At 66.5% G+C, this 20,375-nt stretch carries 17 protein-coding genes and 1 pseudogene; 6 read left to right on the forward strand and 12 right to left on the reverse strand.

What is annotated here, in order from left to right:
* A pseudogene (locus KQ305_RS00250) lies at positions 1 to 128 on the reverse strand (photosystem II q(b) protein); the annotation flags it as partial.
* A 204-nt stretch (positions 129 to 332) separates the two neighbouring features.
* Between KQ305_RS00250 and KQ305_RS00255 the strand changes: the two are divergent.
* Both KQ305_RS00255 and KQ305_RS00260 read left to right on the forward strand, forming a co-directional pair.
* Positions 333 to 1,904, forward strand: coding sequence for a photosystem II high light acclimation radical SAM protein (locus KQ305_RS00255; RefSeq protein WP_259723476.1), 1,572 nt, complete (start codon positions 333 to 335; stop codon positions 1,902 to 1,904).
* A 161-nt stretch (positions 1,905 to 2,065) separates the two neighbouring features.
* Positions 2,066 to 3,967: a calcium-binding protein gene (locus KQ305_RS00260; RefSeq protein WP_259723477.1), complete on the forward strand. Its 1,902-nt coding sequence runs from the start codon at positions 2,066 to 2,068 to the stop codon at positions 3,965 to 3,967.
* Positions 3,968 to 4,075: 108 nt separating this feature from the next.
* Here the strand turns inward: KQ305_RS00260 and KQ305_RS00265 are convergent, their stop codons facing one another.
* From KQ305_RS00265 to KQ305_RS00275, 3 genes are read right to left on the reverse strand one after another with little or no spacing between them, the layout of a single operon-like run.
* Positions 4,076 to 4,915 (reverse strand): type II CAAX prenyl endopeptidase Rce1 family protein, encoded by an 840-nt coding sequence (locus KQ305_RS00265; protein WP_259723478.1) that lies wholly within the window; start codon positions 4,913 to 4,915, stop codon positions 4,076 to 4,078.
* Positions 4,916 to 5,248 carry an ATP-dependent Clp protease adapter ClpS gene (clpS, locus tag KQ305_RS00270; RefSeq protein ID WP_254951654.1) on the reverse strand — a complete coding sequence of 111 codons (333 nt, stop codon included), beginning with the start codon at positions 5,246 to 5,248 and terminating at the stop codon, positions 4,916 to 4,918.
* 29 nt (positions 5,249 to 5,277) lie between these two features.
* Positions 5,278 to 6,504, reverse strand: coding sequence for an LL-diaminopimelate aminotransferase (locus KQ305_RS00275; RefSeq protein ID WP_259723479.1), 1,227 nt, complete (start codon positions 6,502 to 6,504; stop codon positions 5,278 to 5,280).
* A gap of 47 nt (positions 6,505 to 6,551) precedes the next feature.
* Between KQ305_RS00275 and KQ305_RS00280 the strand changes: the two genes are divergently transcribed.
* The 3 genes from KQ305_RS00280 to KQ305_RS00290 all read left to right on the forward strand — a co-directional run bounded on the left by KQ305_RS00280 (position 6,552) and on the right by KQ305_RS00290 (position 12,337).
* Entirely contained in the window at positions 6,552 to 9,242 is a 2,691-nt protein-coding gene (locus tag KQ305_RS00280; protein ID WP_259723480.1) for a TIGR03960 family B12-binding radical SAM protein, read from the forward strand.
* Positions 9,243 to 9,618: 376 nt separating this feature from the next.
* Positions 9,619 to 11,664, forward strand: a complete 2,046-nt coding sequence (locus KQ305_RS00285; RefSeq protein WP_259723481.1) for an Rne/Rng family ribonuclease — start codon at positions 9,619 to 9,621, stop codon at positions 11,662 to 11,664.
* A gap of 76 nt (positions 11,665 to 11,740) precedes the next feature.
* The gene (locus KQ305_RS00290; protein WP_259723482.1) at positions 11,741 to 12,337 is read left to right on the forward strand and encodes a ribonuclease HII; all 597 of its coding nucleotides are present in this window, start codon (positions 11,741 to 11,743) and stop codon (positions 12,335 to 12,337) included.
* Here KQ305_RS00290 and KQ305_RS00295 read toward each other — a convergent pair.
* Positions 12,276 to 12,788 carry a DUF1997 domain-containing protein gene (locus KQ305_RS00295; RefSeq protein WP_259723483.1) on the reverse strand — a complete coding sequence of 171 codons (513 nt, stop codon included), beginning with the start codon at positions 12,786 to 12,788 and terminating at the stop codon, positions 12,276 to 12,278. The two genes, KQ305_RS00290 and KQ305_RS00295, sit on opposite strands and share 62 nt — an antisense overlap.
* A gap of 56 nt (positions 12,789 to 12,844) precedes the next feature.
* Between KQ305_RS00295 and pheA the strand changes: the two genes are divergently transcribed.
* Positions 12,845 to 13,690 (forward strand): prephenate dehydratase, encoded by an 846-nt coding sequence (gene pheA / locus KQ305_RS00300; protein WP_259723521.1) that lies wholly within the window; start codon positions 12,845 to 12,847, stop codon positions 13,688 to 13,690.
* A gap of 45 nt (positions 13,691 to 13,735) precedes the next feature.
* Here the strand turns inward: pheA and KQ305_RS00305 are convergent, their stop codons facing one another.
* The 7 genes from KQ305_RS00305 to rpsL all read right to left on the reverse strand — a co-directional run bounded on the left by KQ305_RS00305 (position 13,736) and on the right by rpsL (position 20,328).
* Positions 13,736 to 14,695 carry a methyltransferase domain-containing protein gene (locus KQ305_RS00305; RefSeq protein WP_259723484.1) on the reverse strand — a complete coding sequence of 320 codons (960 nt, stop codon included), beginning with the start codon at positions 14,693 to 14,695 and terminating at the stop codon, positions 13,736 to 13,738.
* A 2-nt stretch (positions 14,696 to 14,697) separates the two neighbouring features.
* The gene (locus KQ305_RS00310; protein ID WP_259723485.1) at positions 14,698 to 15,366 is read right to left on the reverse strand and encodes an LON peptidase substrate-binding domain-containing protein; all 669 of its coding nucleotides are present in this window, start codon (positions 15,364 to 15,366) and stop codon (positions 14,698 to 14,700) included.
* A 139-nt stretch (positions 15,367 to 15,505) separates the two neighbouring features.
* Positions 15,506 to 15,826 carry a 30S ribosomal protein S10 gene (gene rpsJ, locus KQ305_RS00315; RefSeq protein ID WP_015109452.1) on the reverse strand — a complete coding sequence of 107 codons (321 nt, stop codon included), beginning with the start codon at positions 15,824 to 15,826 and terminating at the stop codon, positions 15,506 to 15,508.
* A 131-nt stretch (positions 15,827 to 15,957) separates the two neighbouring features.
* Complete coding sequence (tuf, locus tag KQ305_RS00320) at positions 15,958 to 17,187, reverse strand: elongation factor Tu (protein WP_259723486.1); 1,230 nt, start codon at positions 17,185 to 17,187, stop codon at positions 15,958 to 15,960.
* Positions 17,188 to 17,229: 42 nt separating this feature from the next.
* Positions 17,230 to 19,305: an elongation factor G gene (fusA, locus tag KQ305_RS00325; protein ID WP_259723487.1), complete on the reverse strand. Its 2,076-nt coding sequence runs from the start codon at positions 19,303 to 19,305 to the stop codon at positions 17,230 to 17,232.
* A gap of 113 nt (positions 19,306 to 19,418) precedes the next feature.
* Entirely contained in the window at positions 19,419 to 19,889 is a 471-nt protein-coding gene (gene rpsG / locus KQ305_RS00330; RefSeq protein WP_015109449.1) for a 30S ribosomal protein S7, read from the reverse strand.
* A 64-nt stretch (positions 19,890 to 19,953) separates the two neighbouring features.
* Positions 19,954 to 20,328, reverse strand: a complete 375-nt coding sequence (rpsL, locus tag KQ305_RS00335) for a 30S ribosomal protein S12 (RefSeq protein WP_015109448.1) — start codon at positions 20,326 to 20,328, stop codon at positions 19,954 to 19,956.
* Between the last annotated feature and the right edge of the window lie 47 nt (positions 20,329 to 20,375).

The raw sequence follows: 20,375 nt of genomic DNA on the forward strand, positions 1-20,375 counted from the left end.
GCCAGCAGGGTGGGGATCATCAGCACACCGAACCAACCGACGTAGAGGCGGTTGTTGGTGGAGGTGACCCACTCACAGAACTGGTTCCACACCGAAGCGCCGGAGCGCTGCTGGAGAGTGGCGGTCATGAGTGCAGAGAAGGTGACAGCGGGCAGCGCGGTAGCGCTGATCCGATGAAGGAGGTAGAGGCGGAATCCCACCTGAACGGACTGTAACAGAGTGTTGCGGAGTGTGAGCGGGGCCTTCATGAAGAAAAGCTGTGCTTCGGCCCGGCCACCGGCGGTCAGGACAAGCTTGTTAGCGTCCGAGCACCCCCTCGAGCCGCGCGAGCCGTGAGCGATCAACGGGTGCTGCTGGTGCGGCTGCCCTGCAATCCGATCTTTCCGATTGGCCCCATCTACTTGGCCGATCACCTGCACAAGTGCTTCCCCGCCCTGCCCCAGCGCATCCTGGACCTGGCGGCCGTGCCCCTGCTCGATGTCCAGCGGGTGCTGCTGGAGGTGGTGGATCAGTTCCGCCCCACCCTGCTGGTGTTCTCCTGGCGGGACATCCAGATCTATGCGCCGGTGGATGGCCGGGGCGGCAACCCGCTGCAGAACTCCTTCGAGGTGTTCTATTCCTCCAATCCCCTCAAGCGCCTGCGCGGCGCGTTTGGCGGACTGCGGCTGATGGGCTCCTACTACGGAGAGCTATGGCGCAACCTGCGGCTGGTGCGCCGGGGCCTGCGGCGGTCCCGGCGCCATCACCCGGAGGCCCGGGTCGTGATCGGCGGTGGGGCGGTGAGTGTCTTCTATGAGCAGTTGGGACGCGGTCTCCCCAGGGGCACCGTGGTGTCGGTGGGGGAGGGGGAAGGGCTGCTGGAGAAGCTGATCCGCGGCCAGTCGCTGCAATCGGAGCGTTGCTACGTGGTGGGGGACGCCCCCCGTCAGGGCCTGATCCACGAGCAACCGGCGGGCCTGGAGAAAACCGCCTGCGACTACGCCTACATCGCCTCGATCTGGCCCCAGTTGCCCTGGTACCTGGACGGCGGCGACTTCTACGTCGGGGTCCAGACCAAGCGCGGCTGCCCGCACAACTGCTGCTACTGCGTCTACACCGTCGTGGAGGGGAAAGCGGTGCGCGTCAACCCCATCGACGAGGTGGTGGGGGAGATGCGGCAGTTGTACGACCGCGGGGTGCGGGGTTTCTGGTTCACCGATGCCCAGTTCATCCCGGCCAGGCGCTACATCGACGATGCCAAGCAGTTGCTGCGGGCCATTCAGGCTGAGGGCCTCAGAGATATCCGCTGGGCCGCCTACATCCGTGCCGACAACCTGGACGCCGAGCTGGCCGAACTGATGGTGGCCACAGGGATGAGTTACTTCGAGATCGGCATCACCTCGGGGTCCCAGGAGCTCGTCCGCAAGATGCGCATGGGCTACAACCTGCGCACGGTGCTGGAGAACTGCCGCCTGCTGGCGGCGGCGGGCTTCCGTGAGCATGTCTCCGTCAACTATTCGTTCAACGTCATCGACGAGCGGCCCGAGACCATCCGCCAGACGATTGCCTACCACAGGGAACTGGAGCGGATCTTCGGTGCCGACAAGGTGGAGCCGGCCATCTTCTTCATCGGCCTCCAGCCCCACACCCACCTGGAGCAGTACGCCTTCGACCAGGGGATGCTCAAGCCCGGTTACGACCCCATGAGCCTGATGCCCTGGACGGCCCGCAAGCTGCTCTGGAACCCCGAGCCGATGGGGCGGGTGTTCGGCCGGATCTGCCTGGAGGCCTTCGAACGCAACCCGGCCGATTTTGGCCGCACCGTGATGGCCCTGCTGGAGCGGGAGTACGGCGTGGCTCCCCTGGAGGAGGCGCTGCGGGCGCCGGTGGAGGGGCGGCGGGCCCTGGCGACGGCGACGCTCTGAGCAGCGATCGGCAGTAACCCTGTCACGATTGCAGCAAAAGGGCTGTTCGAGAATTTTAAGGTATTTAAGGTAAACTTACGACTCAAGCGGCACGGCCGCGGTCGCAGGCGCCTGCCCTGCAGGCCTCTTCCACCCCAGGCTCTCCCAAGCGCTTCCCCAGCATGGCCACCACCAACGTCAACACCTCCGGATCCCCCACGCTCCGTGAGGAGATCAATGCGGCGGCCGCAGTGGACACCATCCTTCTGGACAATGGCATCTACGCCTCCGTCCGGTCCCTGGCCAAGCAGACCTCCGTCGCTGGGGTCGTCCAGGCCTCCGGCTACACGGTGAGGGGCACCTCCGAGGCGGGCACCATCGTCAAGGACACCCGCATCTTCCAGCGAAACGTGGATGGGGCCTTCGGTCCGGGCAGCGTCGAGAACCTCACCCTGGAGTACACCGCGGGTGGCCTCTCCGATGGCGGCGCCCTGCTGCGGGCCACATCCGGGTCGTTCCTGGTGAGCGATGTCACCTTCACCGGCACCCACACGGGCTGGAACGGCAACGGCAACCTCTACATGTCGTTGACCTCGTTTTTGGCCACCGCACCGATCACGGTGGATCTGACCCTGCGCGATGTCACGGTCAGCTTGAAGGGGCAGACCGGATTCAATCCCGTGACCGGGGGTGGCTCCGCTTTCCTGCACAGCTGGAACAACAACGGCAATGTTCAGATCCTCGACAGCCTCTTCGATGAAGCCGGGTTCCTGAGCAGCTTCAACATCCTCAACTTCACAGGTTCCGTTGCCGCCGGTACGGTTCTGATCTCAGGCAATACGTTCACCCGCTCAGAGAACCAAAACGTTAGGTCGCAGGGGAATATCCTCGGCAACGTTGCAGCTACGCTGACCGGAAATAAGTTCCAGAATGGTTCTTATCTTGATCTCTACGATGTCAGCAAGCTCATCACGCTGACATCGAACACGTTTTCGACCATTGCCAATGGCTTCGGCCTTCGCATCAATGGCCCAACCATTGGGGTGCTTCCGGTTCTGAGCGGTACGAACGTCTTCAGCGGACCTGGCCTTGCCCTCAAATACGTTGACCCAGGCGATAACAAGTTCATCAGTCTCACCGGGACCAGCACCGTTAATGGTGCGTCCTTCACCAAGCTCACCGCCGGTGGGCAGGGCAACGACACCCTCACCCTTGCAGCCGGCTTCGCCGACTGGGTCAGTGGTGATGACGGCAATGATTCCATTGCCACCGGTGACCTGGCCGATGTTCTGCTGGGGGGTGGGGGCAACGACACCCTCACCGGCGGCACCGGTAACGACACCGTCCGCGGCGGGGCCGGTAATGACACCATCAATTACACCGTCGATTCCCATGGTGTCGACTCGGTGGATGGGGGTACTGACACCGATACCCTGGTGCTCACGTCTGGTGGGGGCAATCAAATCCTCACGGTCACCTTCAACGGATCCTCCATCACCGCCTTCGAAGGCGGAACATTGACCAACGTGGAGTCAGTGACGGCCAACCTGGGGGCAGGTACGGGAGATGTGCTGTTGTACGAATCGACTGCTGGGGGAGTCACCGTCAATCTGGCACTTGGCACGGCCAGTGGCTTTTCTTCGATCTCCGGGATCGAAAATGTGCGGTCCAATGGTGGGGCTGACGTCCTGACTGGCGACAACAACAACAACAGGCTGAACGGGGCTGGGAACGTCGATCTCCTGACCGGCGGACTCGGCGATGACACGTTTGTCTACCTCTTCAGTGCCGATTCGGGAACGACGGCGGCGACCCGTGACACCATCACGGATTTTGTCGGAGCCGAGGTCGCCGGCGGTGATCTGATCGATGTCAATGGCATTGACGCGAACACCGGCGTGGCTGGCAACCAGAACTTCAACTTCATCGGCAATGCCGCTTTCTCGGCTGCGGGTCAGTTGCGTTTCTTCCAGGACGGCCCCAACACCATCGTTGAGGGCAACACCACAGGAGCGAGTGGAGCGGAATTCACGATCCAGGTGAATGGGTCGCATACCTTTATTGCCACCGACTTCGTCCTCTGATTCCCCTGCGGTTTGCTCCGCCAAGGGCCTGCAGCCGATGGGCCGGATGGGCCTTGGTGGTTGACCACGTGGGCTGAGGAACCGCCAGCCGGACTGACAACCAGATTCTCAACCGCTTGTGTCGGCCATCGCCTCCTCTCGGCACCGCCCCTTCCGGCAGCCCCGAAGCACCAGCAGCCCCCCCAGTCCGATCCACCCCACCAGCCCCCCGATGGGGTTGGGCTGGCTGCTGCCCGGGCCGGCCAGCCATTGGGGTGCGTCGGGCAGCAGCTCCAGCAGGCCCGCCTGCAGGGCGAACCAGCCCCCCACAAGCCCTCCGTGCAGACCGATGGGGCCCCAGAGGATCCCCTGATCGTCCCGGCGCAGCAGGGCCAGGTTCAGCCCCAGCAGAAACAGACCGCCGAGCAGCCCTACCGCCCCCACCAGGCCGGCACGGCTCCAGGGGTGGACCAGGGCGAAGAGGGCCGCCTGCAGCAGCAGGGCCGCCCGCGGTGCCATCAGGCCCTGCAGTTCGCCCCACAACCAGCCCCGGAACACCAGTTCCTCGGCGAAGCCCACCCCCACCACCAGGGCCAGGGCGTTGAGCCACTCGCTCCCATTCAGGCCGGCCAGGCCGATCCATCGGGCACTTCCCGAGGCCAGCAGGGCGCCCACCACCAGGGCCAGCAGCGCCAGCGCCTTCAGCAGTCCCCGCCCGAAGGATCCCAGGATCGCCAGCGGTGGGGCCACCACCCCAAGGGTGCGCCAGGGGTGGGATTCCCCCCAGGCCCGCCGCAACCGCAAGGGCAGTGTCAGCAGCAGCAGCAGCAGGGCCACCACGGCCCCGGCCAGATCGACCTGATCGGGGCGCAGGCCAGGGGCGAGGCTGCCCAGGGGGCGCGTAAGCAACCAGCCCAGGCCGTAGAGCACGGGCACGTAGAGCAACGTGCCGATCCAGCGGGGGCGCACTCAGCTCTCCGGCTCGATCGTGCTGGTGAGGCCCTTGGCCTTGAGGGTTTCGCTGTAGAACTCCGCCGGCTCCAGATCGCAGACGATCACGAGCCCCACGCCGGTGTTGTGGGCTTCCAGCATCACGGCGATGGCATCCTGCTCGCTCAGGGAGGGAACCACCTGGCGCAGGGTGTTCACCACGTATTCCATGCTGTTCACCGGATCGTTGTGAAGCAGCACCTTGTAGCGGGGCGAGGTCTTGCGCACCCGCTCCGGCGCCTTCTCGATCACAGCAGCGCCCCCCGGCGATCGGGTGGGGGTTTCAGTCGCCGCCGGGATGGTCATGGGCATGGCCGCTCCGGTCCTCATAGGGCCCAACTCTAAAGATCCCGGATCCGGCGCATTGCCTCGTCGACCTTGGCGCGGGAGTTGAACGCCGACAGGCGGAAATAGCCTTCGCCGGCGGCGCCGAAGCCGCTGCCCGGGGTGCCCACCACATGGGCCTTTCCGAGCAGATGGTCGAAGAAGGCCCAGGAATCCAGGCCTTCGGGGGTCTTGATCCAGACGTAGGGGGCCTGCTCGCCACCGTGCACCTGCAGCCCGGCGGCCGTCAGTTCGCGGCGGATGATGGCCGCGTTCTCCATGTAAAAGCTCACCAGGGCCCGCACCTGTTCCTGGCCTTCCGGGGAGTACACCGCCGCCGCCCCCCGCTGCACGATGTAGCTCACCCCGTTGAATTTGGTGCTCTGGCGCCGGTTCCAGAGCCCCCACAGCTCCACCGGTTCGCCGCTGGCCGACGTGCCGGTGAGCCCCCGGGGCACCACGGTGAAGGCGCAGCGGGTGCCGGTGAAGCCGGCGTTCTTGGAGAAGGAGCGGAACTCGATGGCGCAGCGGCGCGCCCCTTCGATCTCGTAGATGGAATGGGGCAGGTCGGGATCAGTGATGAACGCCTCGTAGGCGGCGTCGAACAGGATCAGGGCCCCGTGGGCCAGGGCGTAGTCCACCCACTGCTTCAGCTGCTCCCGGGTGGCGACGGCCCCGGTGGGGTTGTTGGGGAAACAGAGATAGATCAGATCCACCGGCTGCTCGGGCAGGGGGGCGACGAAGCCGTTGGCCGCGGTGATCGGCAGGTAAGTGAGGCCCCCGTAGCGCCCGCCGGCGTCGGCTTCGCCGGTGCGGCCCGCCATCACGTTGCTGTCCACGTACACCGGGTAGACCGGATCGGTGACGGCGATGCGGTTGCCGGCCCCAAGGATGTCGAGGATGTTGCTGCTGTCGCACTTGGAGCCGTCGGAGACGAAGATCTCCTCGGCGCTCACCTCGCAGCCGCGGGACTGGAAGTCGTGGCGGGCGATCGCCTCCCGCAGCCAGGCGTAGCCCTGTTCGGGCCCGTAGCCGTGGAAGCCCTCCCGGGTGCCCATGGCTTCGATGGCCTGCTTCATCGCCTCCCGGCAAGCCGCCGGCAGGGGTTCGGTGACGTCGCCGATGCCCAGGCGGATCACGGGAGCCTCGGGGTGGGCCTCACTGAAGGCCTTGACGCGCCGGGCGATCTCGGGGAACAGATAGCCCGCCTTGAGCTTGAGATAGCTGTCGTTGACCTGAACCATGGGAGGGAAGCGGAAGGCGTAGCGGCTGGGCCAGGCGGCATCTTCCTATGGCGCGGTGCGGCCTGCCTACGATCGGTTTCAGCTCGCAGTCCCTGGCCTTGACCGTTGCGCCGATCGACTTCGCCGCGCTGGTGGACAGCAGCATCTCCCGGCCAGCCCGGTACCTGGGCAATGAGCGCGGGGTGGAGCCCCGGGACTGGTCGGCGGCGCGGGTGCGCTGGGCCCTCACCTATCCGGAGGTCTACGAGGTCGGCGCCAGCAACCTCGGCCACATGCTGCTCTACGCGATCCTCAACGCCGTCCCCGGCCAGCTCTGCGATCGGGCCTACCTGCCGGCGCCCGATCTGGCGGCCCGGCTGCGGGAGCGGGGCGCGCCCCTGTTCGCGGTGGAAAGCCACCGGCCCCTGGCGGCCTTCGACATCCTCGGCTTCAGCCTCAGCTACGAACTGGGTGGCACCAACATCCTTGAGATGCTGGATCTGGCGGGCCTCCCGATCCTGGCCGCCGACCGGGGCGACCTGCCCCTGGACGATCCGGCGGCAGCGCCGCTGATCTTCGCCGGCGGACCCACCGCCACCGGCAACCCCGAGCCCTTCGCGCCGTTCTTCGATTTCCTGGCCCTGGGGGATGGGGAGGAGCTGCTGCCCGAGATCGGCCTGGTGGTGGCCGAGGGCAGGGCCGCTGGCCTGGGCCGCCGGGCTCTGCTGCGGGATCTTGCCGAGGTGCCGGGGGTCTATGTGCCCGCCCTGTACGCGCCGGGGCCCGATGGGGTGAGCCTGCTGCCGCTGGAGCCTGGCCTGGCCCCCCGGATCCAGCGGCGCACCGCCACCCCCATGCCCCACTACGCCATGGGCCTGGTTCCCCACATCGAAACGGTCCACGACCGGCTCACCGTGGAGATCCGCCGCGGCTGCACCCGCGGTTGCCGCTTCTGCCAGCCGGGAATGCTGACGCGCCCTGCCAGGGATGTGGAGCCCGAGGCGGTGATCGAAGCGGTGGAGGAGGGCATGCTGCGCACCGGCTACAGCGACTTCTCGTTGCTGTCGCTCAGCTGCAGTGATTACCTGTCCCTGCCGGCGGTGGGGGTGGAGCTGCGCAACCGGCTGGCCGAGCACAACGTCAGCCTCACCTTGCCAAGCCAGCGGGTCGACCGCTTCGACAATTCCATCGCCCACATCCTCGGCGGCACCCGCCGCGCCGGGCTGACCTTCGCCCCCGAAGCCGGCACCCAGCGCCTGCGGGACATCGTCAACAAGGGGCTCACCGATGCGGAACTGCTGCGCGGCATCCGCACCGCCATGGAGAACGGCTACAGCCGGGTGAAGCTCTATTTCATGATTGGTCTGCCGGGCGAGACCGACGCCGATGTGCTCGGCATCGTCGACACCTGCCGGGCGTTGCAGCAGCAGTGCCGAGATCTGGGCCGGTTGCAGCTCAACATCACGATCAGCAATTTCACCCCCAAGCCCCACACGCCGTTCCAGTGGCACAGCGTGTCAACCGCGGAATTCCGGCGCCGGCAGCAGTTGCTGCGTGACGCCCTGCGGCCCATGCGGGGCCTCAAGACGAACTTCACCGACGTGCGCCTGTCGGCGGTGGAGGACTTCGTGGGTCGTGGGGACCGGCGGCTGGCGCCGGTGATCGTGGCGGCCTGGCGGGCCGGAGCGGGGCTGGACGCCTGGTTCGAATCCGCCGATCGCACCCATGCCGCCTGGACCGGCGCCATCGAGGCCGCCGGCCTGGGGGGCTCCTACCGGGCCCTGGAGATGGGCGGCTGGAGCGCGGCGGAGGCCTTCGCCACAGGCGATCTGGAGGCCTTCTGCCGCCAGCCCCTCCCCTGGGATCACATTGATTCCGGCGTCGACAAGGCCTGGCTGGCCGAGGACCTCCTTAGGGCCCTGGCGGCGGCCGTGGTGCCGGATTGCTCCTTCGACGGCTGCAGCAGCTGCGGTGTCTGCGGCCCGGAGCTGGGCCACAACGTGGTGATCCCGCCGCCGCCGATTCCGCCGCCGATCCCGCCACGGGCCCCTGCCAGCGAGCGCGTCTGCCGGCTGCGCTTCGGCTTCGCCAAGACCGGGTCCCTGGCCCTGATCAGCCATCTCGACACCCTGCGCCTGCTGGAGCGCGCCCTGCGGCGCAGCGGCCTGCCGGTGAGCTTCACGGGCGGTTTCCACCCCCTGCCCCGGCTGCAGATGGCGCTGCCCCTGCCCCTGGGGGTAGAGGGTCTGGGGGAGTGGCTCGACCTCGACTTCGCCGCCCCGATCGATCCGGAGACGGCCTGCCAGCGCCTCCAGGCAGAGCTCAGCGCCGAGCTGACCTTGCTCTCGGTGCAGGCGGTGCCCTTGACGACCCCCGGCCTGGCCCAGCAGATCCGCGCCGCCCACTGGCGGATCTCGCTGCTTCCTGCACCGGATCAGCCAACCCCGGCACCGTCCCAGTGGTCGGCCGTCATCGCTGCGTTGCTGGCCGCCACCACCCTCCCCTGGCAAGACAAGGACAAGAAAGGCCGCCCACGTCAACGGGACTGCCGCCCCTACCTGCTCGACCTCCGCCCAGCGCCGCTGGAGGCCCAGGTTCCGGGGGGAGCTGGGCAGGTGCTGGATCTGGAGGCTGCAGTGGATCTGCAGGGCCGCAGTCTGCGGCCCGAACATCTGCGTCACTGGCTGGGCGAGTCCCTCGGCCGAACCCTGGTGCTGGGGTCGGTCCAGCGCCGATGCCTGCTGCTGGACGCATGCTAAGTTCGCCCTAGACGGAGAAAGGAATCGCGGGGATCCTCCCTTTCGTCCTCCTCCGCCCAGACGCTTCTGCACAAGGGACGCTTTCTAGAAGCTCCTCTGCGAAAGCGCGGTTTCAGTCAACACTGCTTGGTTCGGTCTTCGTTGCTTCGCATCGGGAAGGGAAATTTTCCTTGCCGTCACGCTGCCAGCCCGACGACGTTTCTGCTCCCCCTCAGGCCCCAGGCTCCAGGGTTCTGTACCAGGCAAACAGCCAACTCCATTGCTTCCGGGGTCTGGTCTGTTCCTTTTCAGTGGCTGCGCGACCGCCATGGTCGGCGTCCGATTCCTTCCCCCACCTGCCCTTTGGCACGGCTCCACTGAGCCCACCATCTCTTCCATGCCCCAGCAGATCGTCATCGCTGAGCAGTTGCGGATCGCCGCAGTGCTCAACGACGAGCGCGTTGATGAACTGATCGTTGCCCAGGGTCGCTATCAGATCGGCGACGTCTATCTCGGAACCGTTGAAAACGTGTTGCCCGGGATCGATGCGGCGTTCGTCAATATCGGAGAAAGCGAGAAGAACGGCTTCATCCACATCACCGATCTTGGGCCCCTGCGTCTGAAGAAGGGCGGCGCCGGGATCACCGAGCTGCTCGAGCCCAGGCAGAAGGTGCTCGTCCAGGTGATGAAGGAGCCCACGGGCACCAAGGGACCGCGCCTCACCGGCAACCTCTCCCTGCCGGGCCGCTTCCTGGTGCTCCAGCCCCACGGCCAGGGGGTCAACATCTCCCGCCGCATCGACGGCGAGAACGAGCGCAACCGGCTGCGGGCCCTTGGTGTGCTGATCAAGCCCCCCGGCGCCGGTCTGCTGATCCGCACCGAGGCCGAGGACGTCAGCGAAGACATGCTGATTGACGACCTCGAGGGTCTGCTGCGCCAGTGGGAGTCGATCCAACAGGCGGCCGAGACGGCGTCGCCGCCGGTGCTGCTCAACCGCGACGAGGATTTCATCCATCGGGTGCTGCGCGATCTCTACAGCCCCGATGTGCTGCGGGTGGTGGTCGACAGCGCCGATGCGGTGGCGCGGGTCAACGCCTTCCTCGGCTCCGATCAGGCCAATCTCCTGGTGGAGCACCACGCTGAATCCACCGAGATCCTGGAGCATTACCGGGTCAACGCGGCCATTCGCGATGCCCTCAAGCCCCGGGTTGATCTCCCCTCCGGTGGTTACGTGATCATCGAGCCCACCGAAGCCCTGACGGTCATCGACGTCAACTCCGGATCGTTTACCCGCTCGGCCAATGCCCGCGAGACGGTTCTGTGGACCAATTGCGAAGCGGCGCTGGAGATCGCCCGCCAGCTGAAGCTGCGCAACATCGGTGGCGTCGTGATCATCGACTTCATTGACATGGAGTCCCGGCGCGACCAGCTGCAGCTGCTGGAGCACTTCACCCAGGCGTCCCGGGACGACACGGCCCGTCCCCAGATCGCTCAGCTCACCGAGCTCGGCCTGGTTGAGCTGACCCGCAAGCGCCAGGGTCAGAACATCTATGAGCTGTTCGGCCGGGCCTGTCCCAGCTGTGGGGGCCTCGGGCATGTGGCCGTGCTCCCCGGTAAGGACACCCTTCAGCCCCTGGCCACGGTCTCTGGTCTGGTGCGTTCGGCCGCTTCGGCCCGGGCCGACGTGGCCAGCCCCTCCAACGGGAGCGGGGAGGTCGGCGGTAGCAGCCGTCGGCGGCGCGGCGGACGTGGCGGCCGGGGTTCCGATGCCGAGGTCCCTGTGGCGAGTGGCTTCTCGGAGGGTGGTGGCAACGGCGTCGCCACCGTGGCTTCCCCCCAGGAGCCCATGGCCTCCACCGACGCTCCCCAGCGCCGCCAGGAGCCTGAAGTCCTGGCCGTGCCGATGGACGCGGAACAGGAGCTGGTCTACGGCTGGATGGGCCTGAGCCCTGCCCTGCTGCTGGATCCGGTCCCCACCGGGGAAAGTTTGATGGTGCGCGTGGTTCGCCCCGACGCTGATCCGGAGGCTGTGATCGAGGAAGCCCGCCAGCAACTGGCCGCCAGCGGCACCCGTCGCCGTCGCCGCGGCAGGAACGGCGAAGGGCGCAACGGGTCGGCCGAAGCCACGGAGGCTTCCGACGTCTTTGAAGCCCCCCAAGCCTCAGGCGCCGCCTACGCCTCAGTCGCCCCCGACGCCCGGGATCACCACGACATGGTTCCGATCCTGGAGATCACTCCGGCCCCGTTCGAACCTGAGGCCGACGCTGTCACTGCCGAACCCGTCAGTGTGGCGCCACCCAGCCGTCGCTCCCCCGGCCGAGCCGCACCTGTGGCGGCGCCGGTTCCGGTCGCTGCCACGACGGCGGTCTTCGTGGCCGAGGCGAGCTCCGGCGAGGCCGGCGAACCGCGCCGGCGCCGGCGCCGTTCCTCTGCCTCGGGCTGATCGGCACGCTCAGGACGCCCTTGGGCGATCCGACGCTCCGGAGTGGGGAGGTCAAGACCCGTCCGCCTGTGCCGGGGTGGATGAGGTCGGCCGGGGCAGCCTGTTCGGGCCGGTGTTTGCGGCGGCCGTGGTGCTGCCGGCCACGGCCCTCGGCCCCCTGGCGGCGGCGGGTCTCAACGACAGCAAGAAGCTCACCGCCAGACGCCGCCAGGCCCTGGTTCCCCTGCTGCGGCAGCAGGCCCTGGCCTGGGCCCTGGGGCAGGCGAGCGCCAGCGAAATCGACCGCTGGGGTCTGCGCGTGGCCACGGAATGGGCGATGTTGCGGGCGCTGCAACGGCTGCCCCGGCCACCCCTGCTGCTGCTGGTGGATGGGGTCCTGCCGCTGAGGCCGTGGTCCGGGCCGCAGACCACCCTGGTGGGGGGAGATGGCCGTTGCGCCGCGATCGCTGCCGCCAGCGTGCTGGCCAAGCAGGAACGGGATGCCCTGCTGGGGCGCCTGGCGCTGCGCCATCCCGGCTACGGGCTGGAGCGCCATGCCGGCTATGGAACCCCCCAGCACCGGGAGGCGATTCTGCGGCTGGGTCCCACCCCCTTGCACCGCCGCAGCTTTCTCAGCTCGATCGGCACCAGCGCTGGAAGTCGCCCAGCAGTTGCTGACTCACCCGGCTGCTGATGCCCAGGAGGATGCCGCCGAGCACCGAGCGGCCGGTGGCCTCCAGCACCTTGGGGGGGATCACTTGCAGCAGGGTGGGGCGGCTGACCGTCACCGAGAGGCTGGCTTCGCCCGTCAGGCCGCCGTCGGCTGCGGCGAGCCAGGAGCAGAGGCCGAGGCGAAAATCCTCCACCAGCCCCAGCCCCTCGAGCTGGCAGTCGAGGGCCTCCAACTCCAGCCGGCCGTTGCGATGCACGACCTGCAGCTCCACCACCGGCTGGATCTTCAGCTGGAACACCTTCACCTGGCTCACCGTGTAGCGATAGCGGCCCGGGCCGAGGGGTTCGAGCTGGCGGGGATCGAGCAGGGCGTGCACCACCCGCTCCTCGTCGTCCAGATAGGCGGGCAGGCGATCCGCTTCGCTGACCACCGGAAGGTCGAGTTGCTGGCAGGCGCTGAAGGCCAGAGACATGGCCTGCGGGCCGGCAGGGCATGATCCTACCGATCACCCCAGACCGCCCCACCGCCATGCGTCTTGCCTTTCTCGGTCCCGTCGGCACCTATGGCGAGCAGGCGGCGCATCGACTGGCGGCTCTGGAGAGCCTGGAGGACGTGAATTTCGTGCCCCAGCAGGGTATCCGCGGCGTGATCCGGGCCCTGGCCGACGGCGATTGCGAGCTGGCGGTGGTGCCGGTGGAGAACTCCGTGGAGGGGGGCGTCACCAGCTGTCTCGATGCCCTCTGGGAGCACCCGGACCTGGCGGTGGCCCGGGCCCTGGTGCTGCCCATCCGCCATGCCCTGGTGGGCAGTGGTCCGCTCGAGGCGATCAGTGAGGTGCTCTCCCATCCCCAGGCCCTGGCCCAGTGCAGCCTGTGGCTGGGGGAGCAGCTGCCCCAGGCCCTGCAGCTGCCCACCAGCTCCACCGCCGAGGCGGCCCGGCTGGTGCGCGGCAGCCGCTTCCGGGGCGCCATCGCTTCCCTGGAGGCGGCCGCCGAGCATGGCCTGGAGGTGCTGGCCTATCCGATCAACGATGTGCCCGGCAACTGCACCCGTTTCCTGCTGCTCCGGCGTGGGGAACGCTCCCAGCGGGGTCCCTACGCCAGCCTGGCGTTCTCGCTCCACTCAAACCGCCCCGGCGCCCTGCTGGAGTCCCTGGGCTGTTTCGCCCGGCAGGGGCTGAACATGAGCCGGATCGAGTCGCGCCCTTCCAAGCGGGAGATGGGCGAATACATCTTCTTTGTCGATCTCGAGCTTCCCGAGGGATCCGCCCCACTGGAGGGGGCCATCGCTGATCTCACCCCCCTCTGCGAGCATCTGGCCCTCTTCGGTGCCTACCCGCTCACCAACCTCGCCGCCGAGGAGAAGGGGCTCTGAGGGCTGGCGCTGGGATCCATGCGACGGCCCGCGGGCGCCATCGCCTCAAGGCAGGGGCCCGCGGAAGACGCCGAACTGCATCAGACCGGTGCGAAAGGCCCAGTGCATCAACAGCAGCGTCGGCGTTTCCCGCAGACCCTGCACAACGGCTCTTGGCCCCAGCCCCAGCACCGCCCCGGGGCGGCGCACCCCCTCGAGGATCGAATCCAGCCAGGAGGGCAGGGTGGGACCGGTCCAGTCATCGGTGCTGATCGGAAGGCCGCGGTTCCAGGGGCTGGTCTCCAGGTTTCTCCTCAGGGAAGGGATGCTGGCGAACTCCGGATGGGCCCACTGGTCGAGCAGCTGGCGCATCACCCAACGCTCGAGGCGGTTCATGGGGGCGACGGCCGGATCGCGACGGTTCCAGTCGGCCACCGCCAGGCAGCCGCCAGGGCGCAGCACGCGCAGCATCTCATCGGCGTAGCGCTGCTTGTCGGGCATGTGGGGGCCGGCCTCCACACTCCAGACCGCGTCGAATCCCGCCTCAGGCCCCCCGTCCGGCAGATCCAGGGCCAGGGCATCCATGACGGCGAAGCGGCACCCCGGCAGATCGGCCGGGGTCAGGTCCCGAGCCCGGGCGATCTGGGCCGGACTGATGCTGATGCCCAGCACCTCGAAGCCGTAATCCCGGGCCAGGATCCTGGCGCTGCCGCCGATGCCGCAGCCCACATCCAGTACCCGGCTGCCGGGCGGCAGGCGGTCGAGCCCGCTCCAATGGACCAGTTCGTGGACGAAGGCGGCCTTGGCGGACCGGAAATCCCGCGATTCGGGGGGATCGCCGTAGTGCCCCAGATGCACATGCTCGCCCCAGAGACGCTCCAGCAGCCGGTCGTCCGTCCACCGGTCGTAGGCGGCGGCAACGCTGGCGGCTGACAGGTAGGCCCGCGACCGACGCTGCCAGAGCAGGGCCACCAGGACCGCGACAAGGACACCCCCCGTCAGGAGGAAGGGCAGCAGGCTCGCCATGGTCAGGCCTCGCCGTCGTCGTTGCCGAGGCTGGAGAAGGTGTCCTTGAGGACGGTGCGGGCCGCCAGCTGCCGCCGGGTCTGGTCGAGCAGTTCGTATTCCTGGCGCAAGCGTTCGCCGGTGTCGGTGATCTCCAGCAGGGCCTGCTGGTGATCGGCCACCGGACCGCCGAGATGGGCGCCGATCCAGAAGGACAGCTCCCTTGGCAGATCGGGCAGATCAGCGGGCAGGGAGGAAGGTTTGCCGATCAGCTTGCCGGTCAGATCAACGACGTCCCGCAGGGCCCGGGTGACAGTGCTGGTAAGGGTCTCGAGCTCCTCATGGCTTTCGCTCACGGTGTCCTCGATCCAGCTGACCATGCCCACCCGGAACGGCGTATCGCGCACGATGTCAAGGACCCGGAAGCGCTGCTGGCCCATGGTGACGATGTTGCTGCGGTCGTCGTCCTGCACCTGGCAGTGAAGGATTTCGGCGCAACAGCCCACTTCGGCCATGCGTTTGCTCTGGGGGTCCCAGCGCACCACGCCGAAACGTCGATCTTCCGACATCGCCGTTTGCAGCATCATGCGATAACGCGGCTCAAAGATGTGGAGCGGCAACACCTCTTGGGGGAAGAGCACCACATCAGGCAGGGGGAACAGGGGCAGCTCCCTGACGGCCAGATCAGTCACGCGAGCCTGTTGCCGCTGGCGGCAGCTGGGAAGGGGCGATCGCGGGTCGGGAACGAAAGGATCAACAAGAGCATCTCAAGGATGGATCGATCCTAGAAAGTCCGACCTGCGCGGCGAAGGCCGAAAGGCCCCATTGCCATCAGAGCTTGACCTCGATGTCCACACCACTCGGCAGGTCGAGCTTCATGAGCGCGTCGATGGTCTTGGAGCTCGGGCTGTAGATGTCGATGATCCTGCGGTGGGTGCGGGTCTCGAAGTGCTCACGGGAATCCTTGTCAACGTGAGGCGAGCGCAGCACGCAGTAAATCTTGCGCTTGGTGGGCAGGGGGATCGGGCCGATCGCCGTGGCAGCGGTGTGATCAGCGGTTTCGATGATTTTTTCGCAGGAGAGATCCAGCATGCGGCGATCGAAGGCCTTCAGGCGGATGCGGATCTTCTGCTGGGGGATGGAGGCGGTCATCGGAAGGGAAGCGCGGGCGGAGGGCGGCGGCAGCGCCGCTGGAATGGATTGTCGAGGTGCACAGGGAACCGGTGGTTCCGAAAAGGGGAGCCTCCCTCAGGAGAGGCTCCCGCCAAAAGGCTAGATCAGCCTCACAGAACGATCTTGGACACCACGCCGGCACCGATGGTGCGGCCGCCTTCGCGAATGGCGAAGCGCATGCCCTGCTCGATGGCGACCGGGCAGATGAGCTCGGCGCTCATCTTGATGCGGTCGCCGGGCATCACCATCTCCACGTTGGTGCCGTCATCGGCGGTGAAGGCGGTGATCTGGCCGGTCACGTCGGTGGTGCGGATGTAGAACTGCGGGCGGTAGCCGGCGAAGAAGGGGGTGTGGCGGCCACCCTCTTCCTTCTTGAGCACGTAGACCTCACCTTCGAACTTGGTGTGGGGCTTGATGGAGTTGGGCTTCACCAGCACCATGCCGCGCTCGATGTCTTCTTTCTGGACGCCGCGCAGGAGCAGACCGACGTTGTCACCGGCCATGCCCTCGTCGAGCAGCTTGCGGAACATTTCCACACCCGTGACGGTGGTTTCCCGCGTGTCGCGGATGCCAACGATCTGGACGGTTTCGCCCACTTTCACCTTGCCGCGCTCGATTCGGCCGGTGGCGACGGTGCCGCGGCCGGTGATCGAGAAGACGTCTTCGACGGCCATCAGGAAGGGCTTGTCGATCTCACGCTCGGGCTCTGGGATCGACTCGTCAACCGCGTCCATCAGGTCGAGGATCTTGTCGACCCACTCGTCTTCGCCACGCACCGCCTTCTTGCCGCCCTGGATGTACTCGAGGGCCTTAAGGGCCGAACCGGCGATCACGGGGATGTCGTCGCCGGGGAAGTCGTAGCTGCTGAGCAGTTCACGCATCTCCAGTTCGACGAGTTCGAGGATCTCCTCGTCGTCGACCATGTCCTTCTTGTTGAGGAAGACCACCAGCGCGGGCACGCCCACCTGTTTGGCCAGCAGGATGTGCTCCTTGGTCTGGGCCATGGGGCCGTCAGTGGCGGCGACCACCAAGATGGCGCCGTCCATCTGGGCGGCACCGGTGATCATGTTCTTGACGTAGTCGGCGTGGCCCGGGCAGTCGACGTGGGCGTAGTGACGCTTGGTGGTCTCGTACTCGACGTGGGCCGTGTTGATCGTGATCCCCCGCTCCTTCTCCTCAGGGGCTCCATCGATCTCGTCGTAGGCCTGGGCCTTGGCCATGCCCTGGGACGCCAGCACGTTGGTGATGGCGGCGGTGAGGGTGGTCTTGCCGTGGTCAACGTGACCGATGGTGCCGATGTTGACGTGAGGCTTGTTCCTCTCGAACTTCTCGCGTGCCATGGAAGGAAAGAATCGGGGGGGTGGGTTGGATGGAAAGAAAGATCAGGAATTGCCCTGATTCTTGGAGATGATGGCTTCCGCCACATTGCGAGGAACTTCCTCGTAATGGCTGAACTCCATCGAGAAGATACCCCGACCCTGGGTCATGGATCGGAGCTGGGTGGCGTAGCCGAACATTTCGGCCAGAGGCACTTTGGACTGGACTTTGGACTGTCCGTTGTCGACGGACTGTCCTTCGACCTGACCGCGGCGGGAGGAAAGGTCGCCGATGACCGAACCGAGGTAATCCTCGGGGACCTCGACCTCAACCTTCATCATCGGCTCAAGCAGTACGGGATTGCACTTCTTGACGCCATCTTTGAAGGCCAAGGAACCCGCGATCTTGAACGCCATCTCCGAAGAGTCGACGTCGTGATAGGAGCCGTCCACCATGGTGACCCGGACATCGATCATGGGGAAACCGGCAATCACACCGGACTGGCAGGTTTTCTTCATGCCGGCTTCCGCCGGACCGATGTACTCCTTGGGAACGATGCCGCCAACGATCTTGTTGACGAATTCGAACCCTGAACCCGGCTCGCCGGGCTGCATTTCGATCACCACGTGGCCGTACTGGCCCTTGCCGCCTGTCTGGCGGGCGAATTTGCCCTCACCCTTGGCACTACCGCGGATGGTTTCCCGGTAGGACACCTGGGGGGCGCCGATGTTGGCCTCCACCTTGAACTCCCGCAGCATGCGGTCGACCAGGATCTCCAGGTGCAGTTCGCCCATGCCGGCGATCACGGTCTGGTTGGTTTCCGGATCGGTGGAGACCCGGAAGGTGGGGTCTTCCTCGGAGAGGGACTGCAGGGCCTTGCCGAGTTTCTCCATGTCGCCCTTGGTCTTGGGCTCCACGGCCACGGAGATCACCGGTTCGGGGATGAACAGGGATTCCAGGATGATCGGATCGGAGTCGACGCAGAGGGTGTCGCCCGTGGTGGTGTCCTTGAGGCCAAGAACGGCACCCAGGTCACCGGCCCGCAGCTCGTCGACCTCCTCGCGCTCATCGGCCTTGAGCAGGATCAGGCGGGAAATGCGCTCCTTTTTGTCCTTGGTGGAGTTGAGCACGTAGCTGCCCTTCTGCAGCACGCCGCTATACATGCGGATGAAGGTGAGCTTGCCGTAGGGGTCGGCCATGACCTTGAAGGCCAGGGCACTGAAGGGGGCGCTGTCGTCGCAGGCGCGGGTGGCTTCGCTGCCGTCGGCCAGGAGGCCATGGATCGGCGGCACATCGACGGGGGCAGGCAGGTAGTCAACCACCGCATCAAGCACCAGCTGGACGCCCTTGTTTTTGAAGGCGGAGCCGCAGAGGATCGGCACCATGCCGTGTTGCAGCACCCCGAGGCGAATGCCACGCATCAGTTGCTCCTGGGTGAGCTCACCGTTCTCAAGGAAGGCTTCAATCAGCTCTTCATCGGTCTCGGCCACCGATTCCATCAGCTTCTGACGCCACTCCGCGGCCTCGTCCTGCATGTCGGCGGGAATCTCCTCTTCGAGGATGTCGGTGCCGAGATCATTGGTATAGATGATCGCTTTATTGCGCACCAGGTCGATGATGCCCTTGAGATCACCCTCCGCTCCGATCGGCAGCTGGATGGGAACGGCGTTGGCCTTGAGGCGATCCTTGATCTGATCGTAGACCTTCAGGAAGTTGGCACCGGTGCGATCCATCTTGTTGACGAAGACGATCCGGGGCACGTTGTAGCGATCGGCCTGGCGCCAGACAGTTTCCGACTGGGGCTGCACGCCACCCACGGCGCAGAACACCGCAACGACGCCGTCGAGCACCCGCATCGAGCGCTCCACCTCGATCGTGAAATCGACGTGGCCGGGCGTGTCGATGATGTTGATCCGGTTGTCTTTCCAACTGGTGGAGATGGCGGCAGCGGTGATGGTGATTCCACGCTCTCGCTCCTGCTCCATCCAGTCGGTGACGGCGGCGCCATCGTGCACCTCGCCCATCTTGTGAACCACGCCGGAATAGAACAGAATCCGTTCGGTCGTGGTGGTCTTGCCCGCGTCAATGTGAGCGGCAATACCAATATTTCTGACGCGTTCCAGGGGGTAGGCGCGGGCCACGGGAAAGTTCTCCGGGGGTGGGTCGACAAAAAGCGGGCGTAATTTTACAGACCGGTGATGGATCGATCTGTGGAAACCGGATCAGCCCAGGGATCCGGCCCCTCTGGGATGGCTTAGTAGCGGTAGTGGGCGAAGGCCTTGTTGGCTTCGGCCATCTTGTGTGTCTCCTCCCGCTTGCGGACGGCACTGCCGGCTTCGTTGGCCGCGTCCATCAGCTCACCGGCCAGTTTCTGGGCCATGCTCCGGCCGTTGCGGGCCCGGGAGAAGTTGACCAGCCAGCGCAGCGCCATCGCGGTGCCACGCTCCTGGCGCACTTCCATCGGCACCTGATAGGTGGCGCCACCGACCCGTCGGGCGCGCACTTCCACCAAGGGGGTGGCGTTGCGTACCGCCGTTTCGAACAGGTCAAGCGGGTCGGCGCCGGTGCGCTCGTTGATCAGGGTGAAGGCATCGGAAAGGATGCGCTGGGCCGTGGATTTCTTGCCGTGCTTCATCAGCCGGGCCACGATCATCGAGGCCAGACGGCTGTTGAACTGAGGATCCGGGAGTACCGGGCGTTTCTCGGCGGCGTTGCGGCGGGACATGGAACGGAGGGAGAAAAAGCGGGAGAGGGCTGGTCCGGCCGCGGGGAGCCGGTGAAGCGAAGGCTCAGGCCTTCGGTGTCTTGGCGCCGTACTTGGAGCGGGACTGCCGCCGGTCCTTGACCCCTGAGGTGTCGAGGGTCCCGCGGATGATGTGGTACCGGACACCGGGCAGATCCTTGACGCGGCCGCCGCGGATCAGAACCACCGAGTGCTCCTGAAGGTTGTGGCCGATGCCGGGGATGTAGGCCGTGACCTCAAACCCGGAGGTGAGGCGCACCCGGGCCACCTTGCGCAGCGCTGAGTTGGGCTTCTTCGGGGTGGAGGTGTACACCCTGGTGCAGACGCCACGCCGCTCGGGGCAGGCGCGCAGGGCGGGCGACTTCGTCTTGCGGGTGAGACGCTGCCGCTCGGTGCGGATCAGCTGCTGGATAGTGGGCATCGAAAGCCGGGGTGCTGCTCGGAGTGGACGTCTGAGTGGACGGGTCG

It is taken from the genome of Synechococcus sp. CS-1332, assembly GCF_025127995.1.
In the GTDB taxonomy this organism is placed as follows: Bacteria; Cyanobacteriota; Cyanobacteriia; order PCC-6307; family Cyanobiaceae; genus Cyanobium.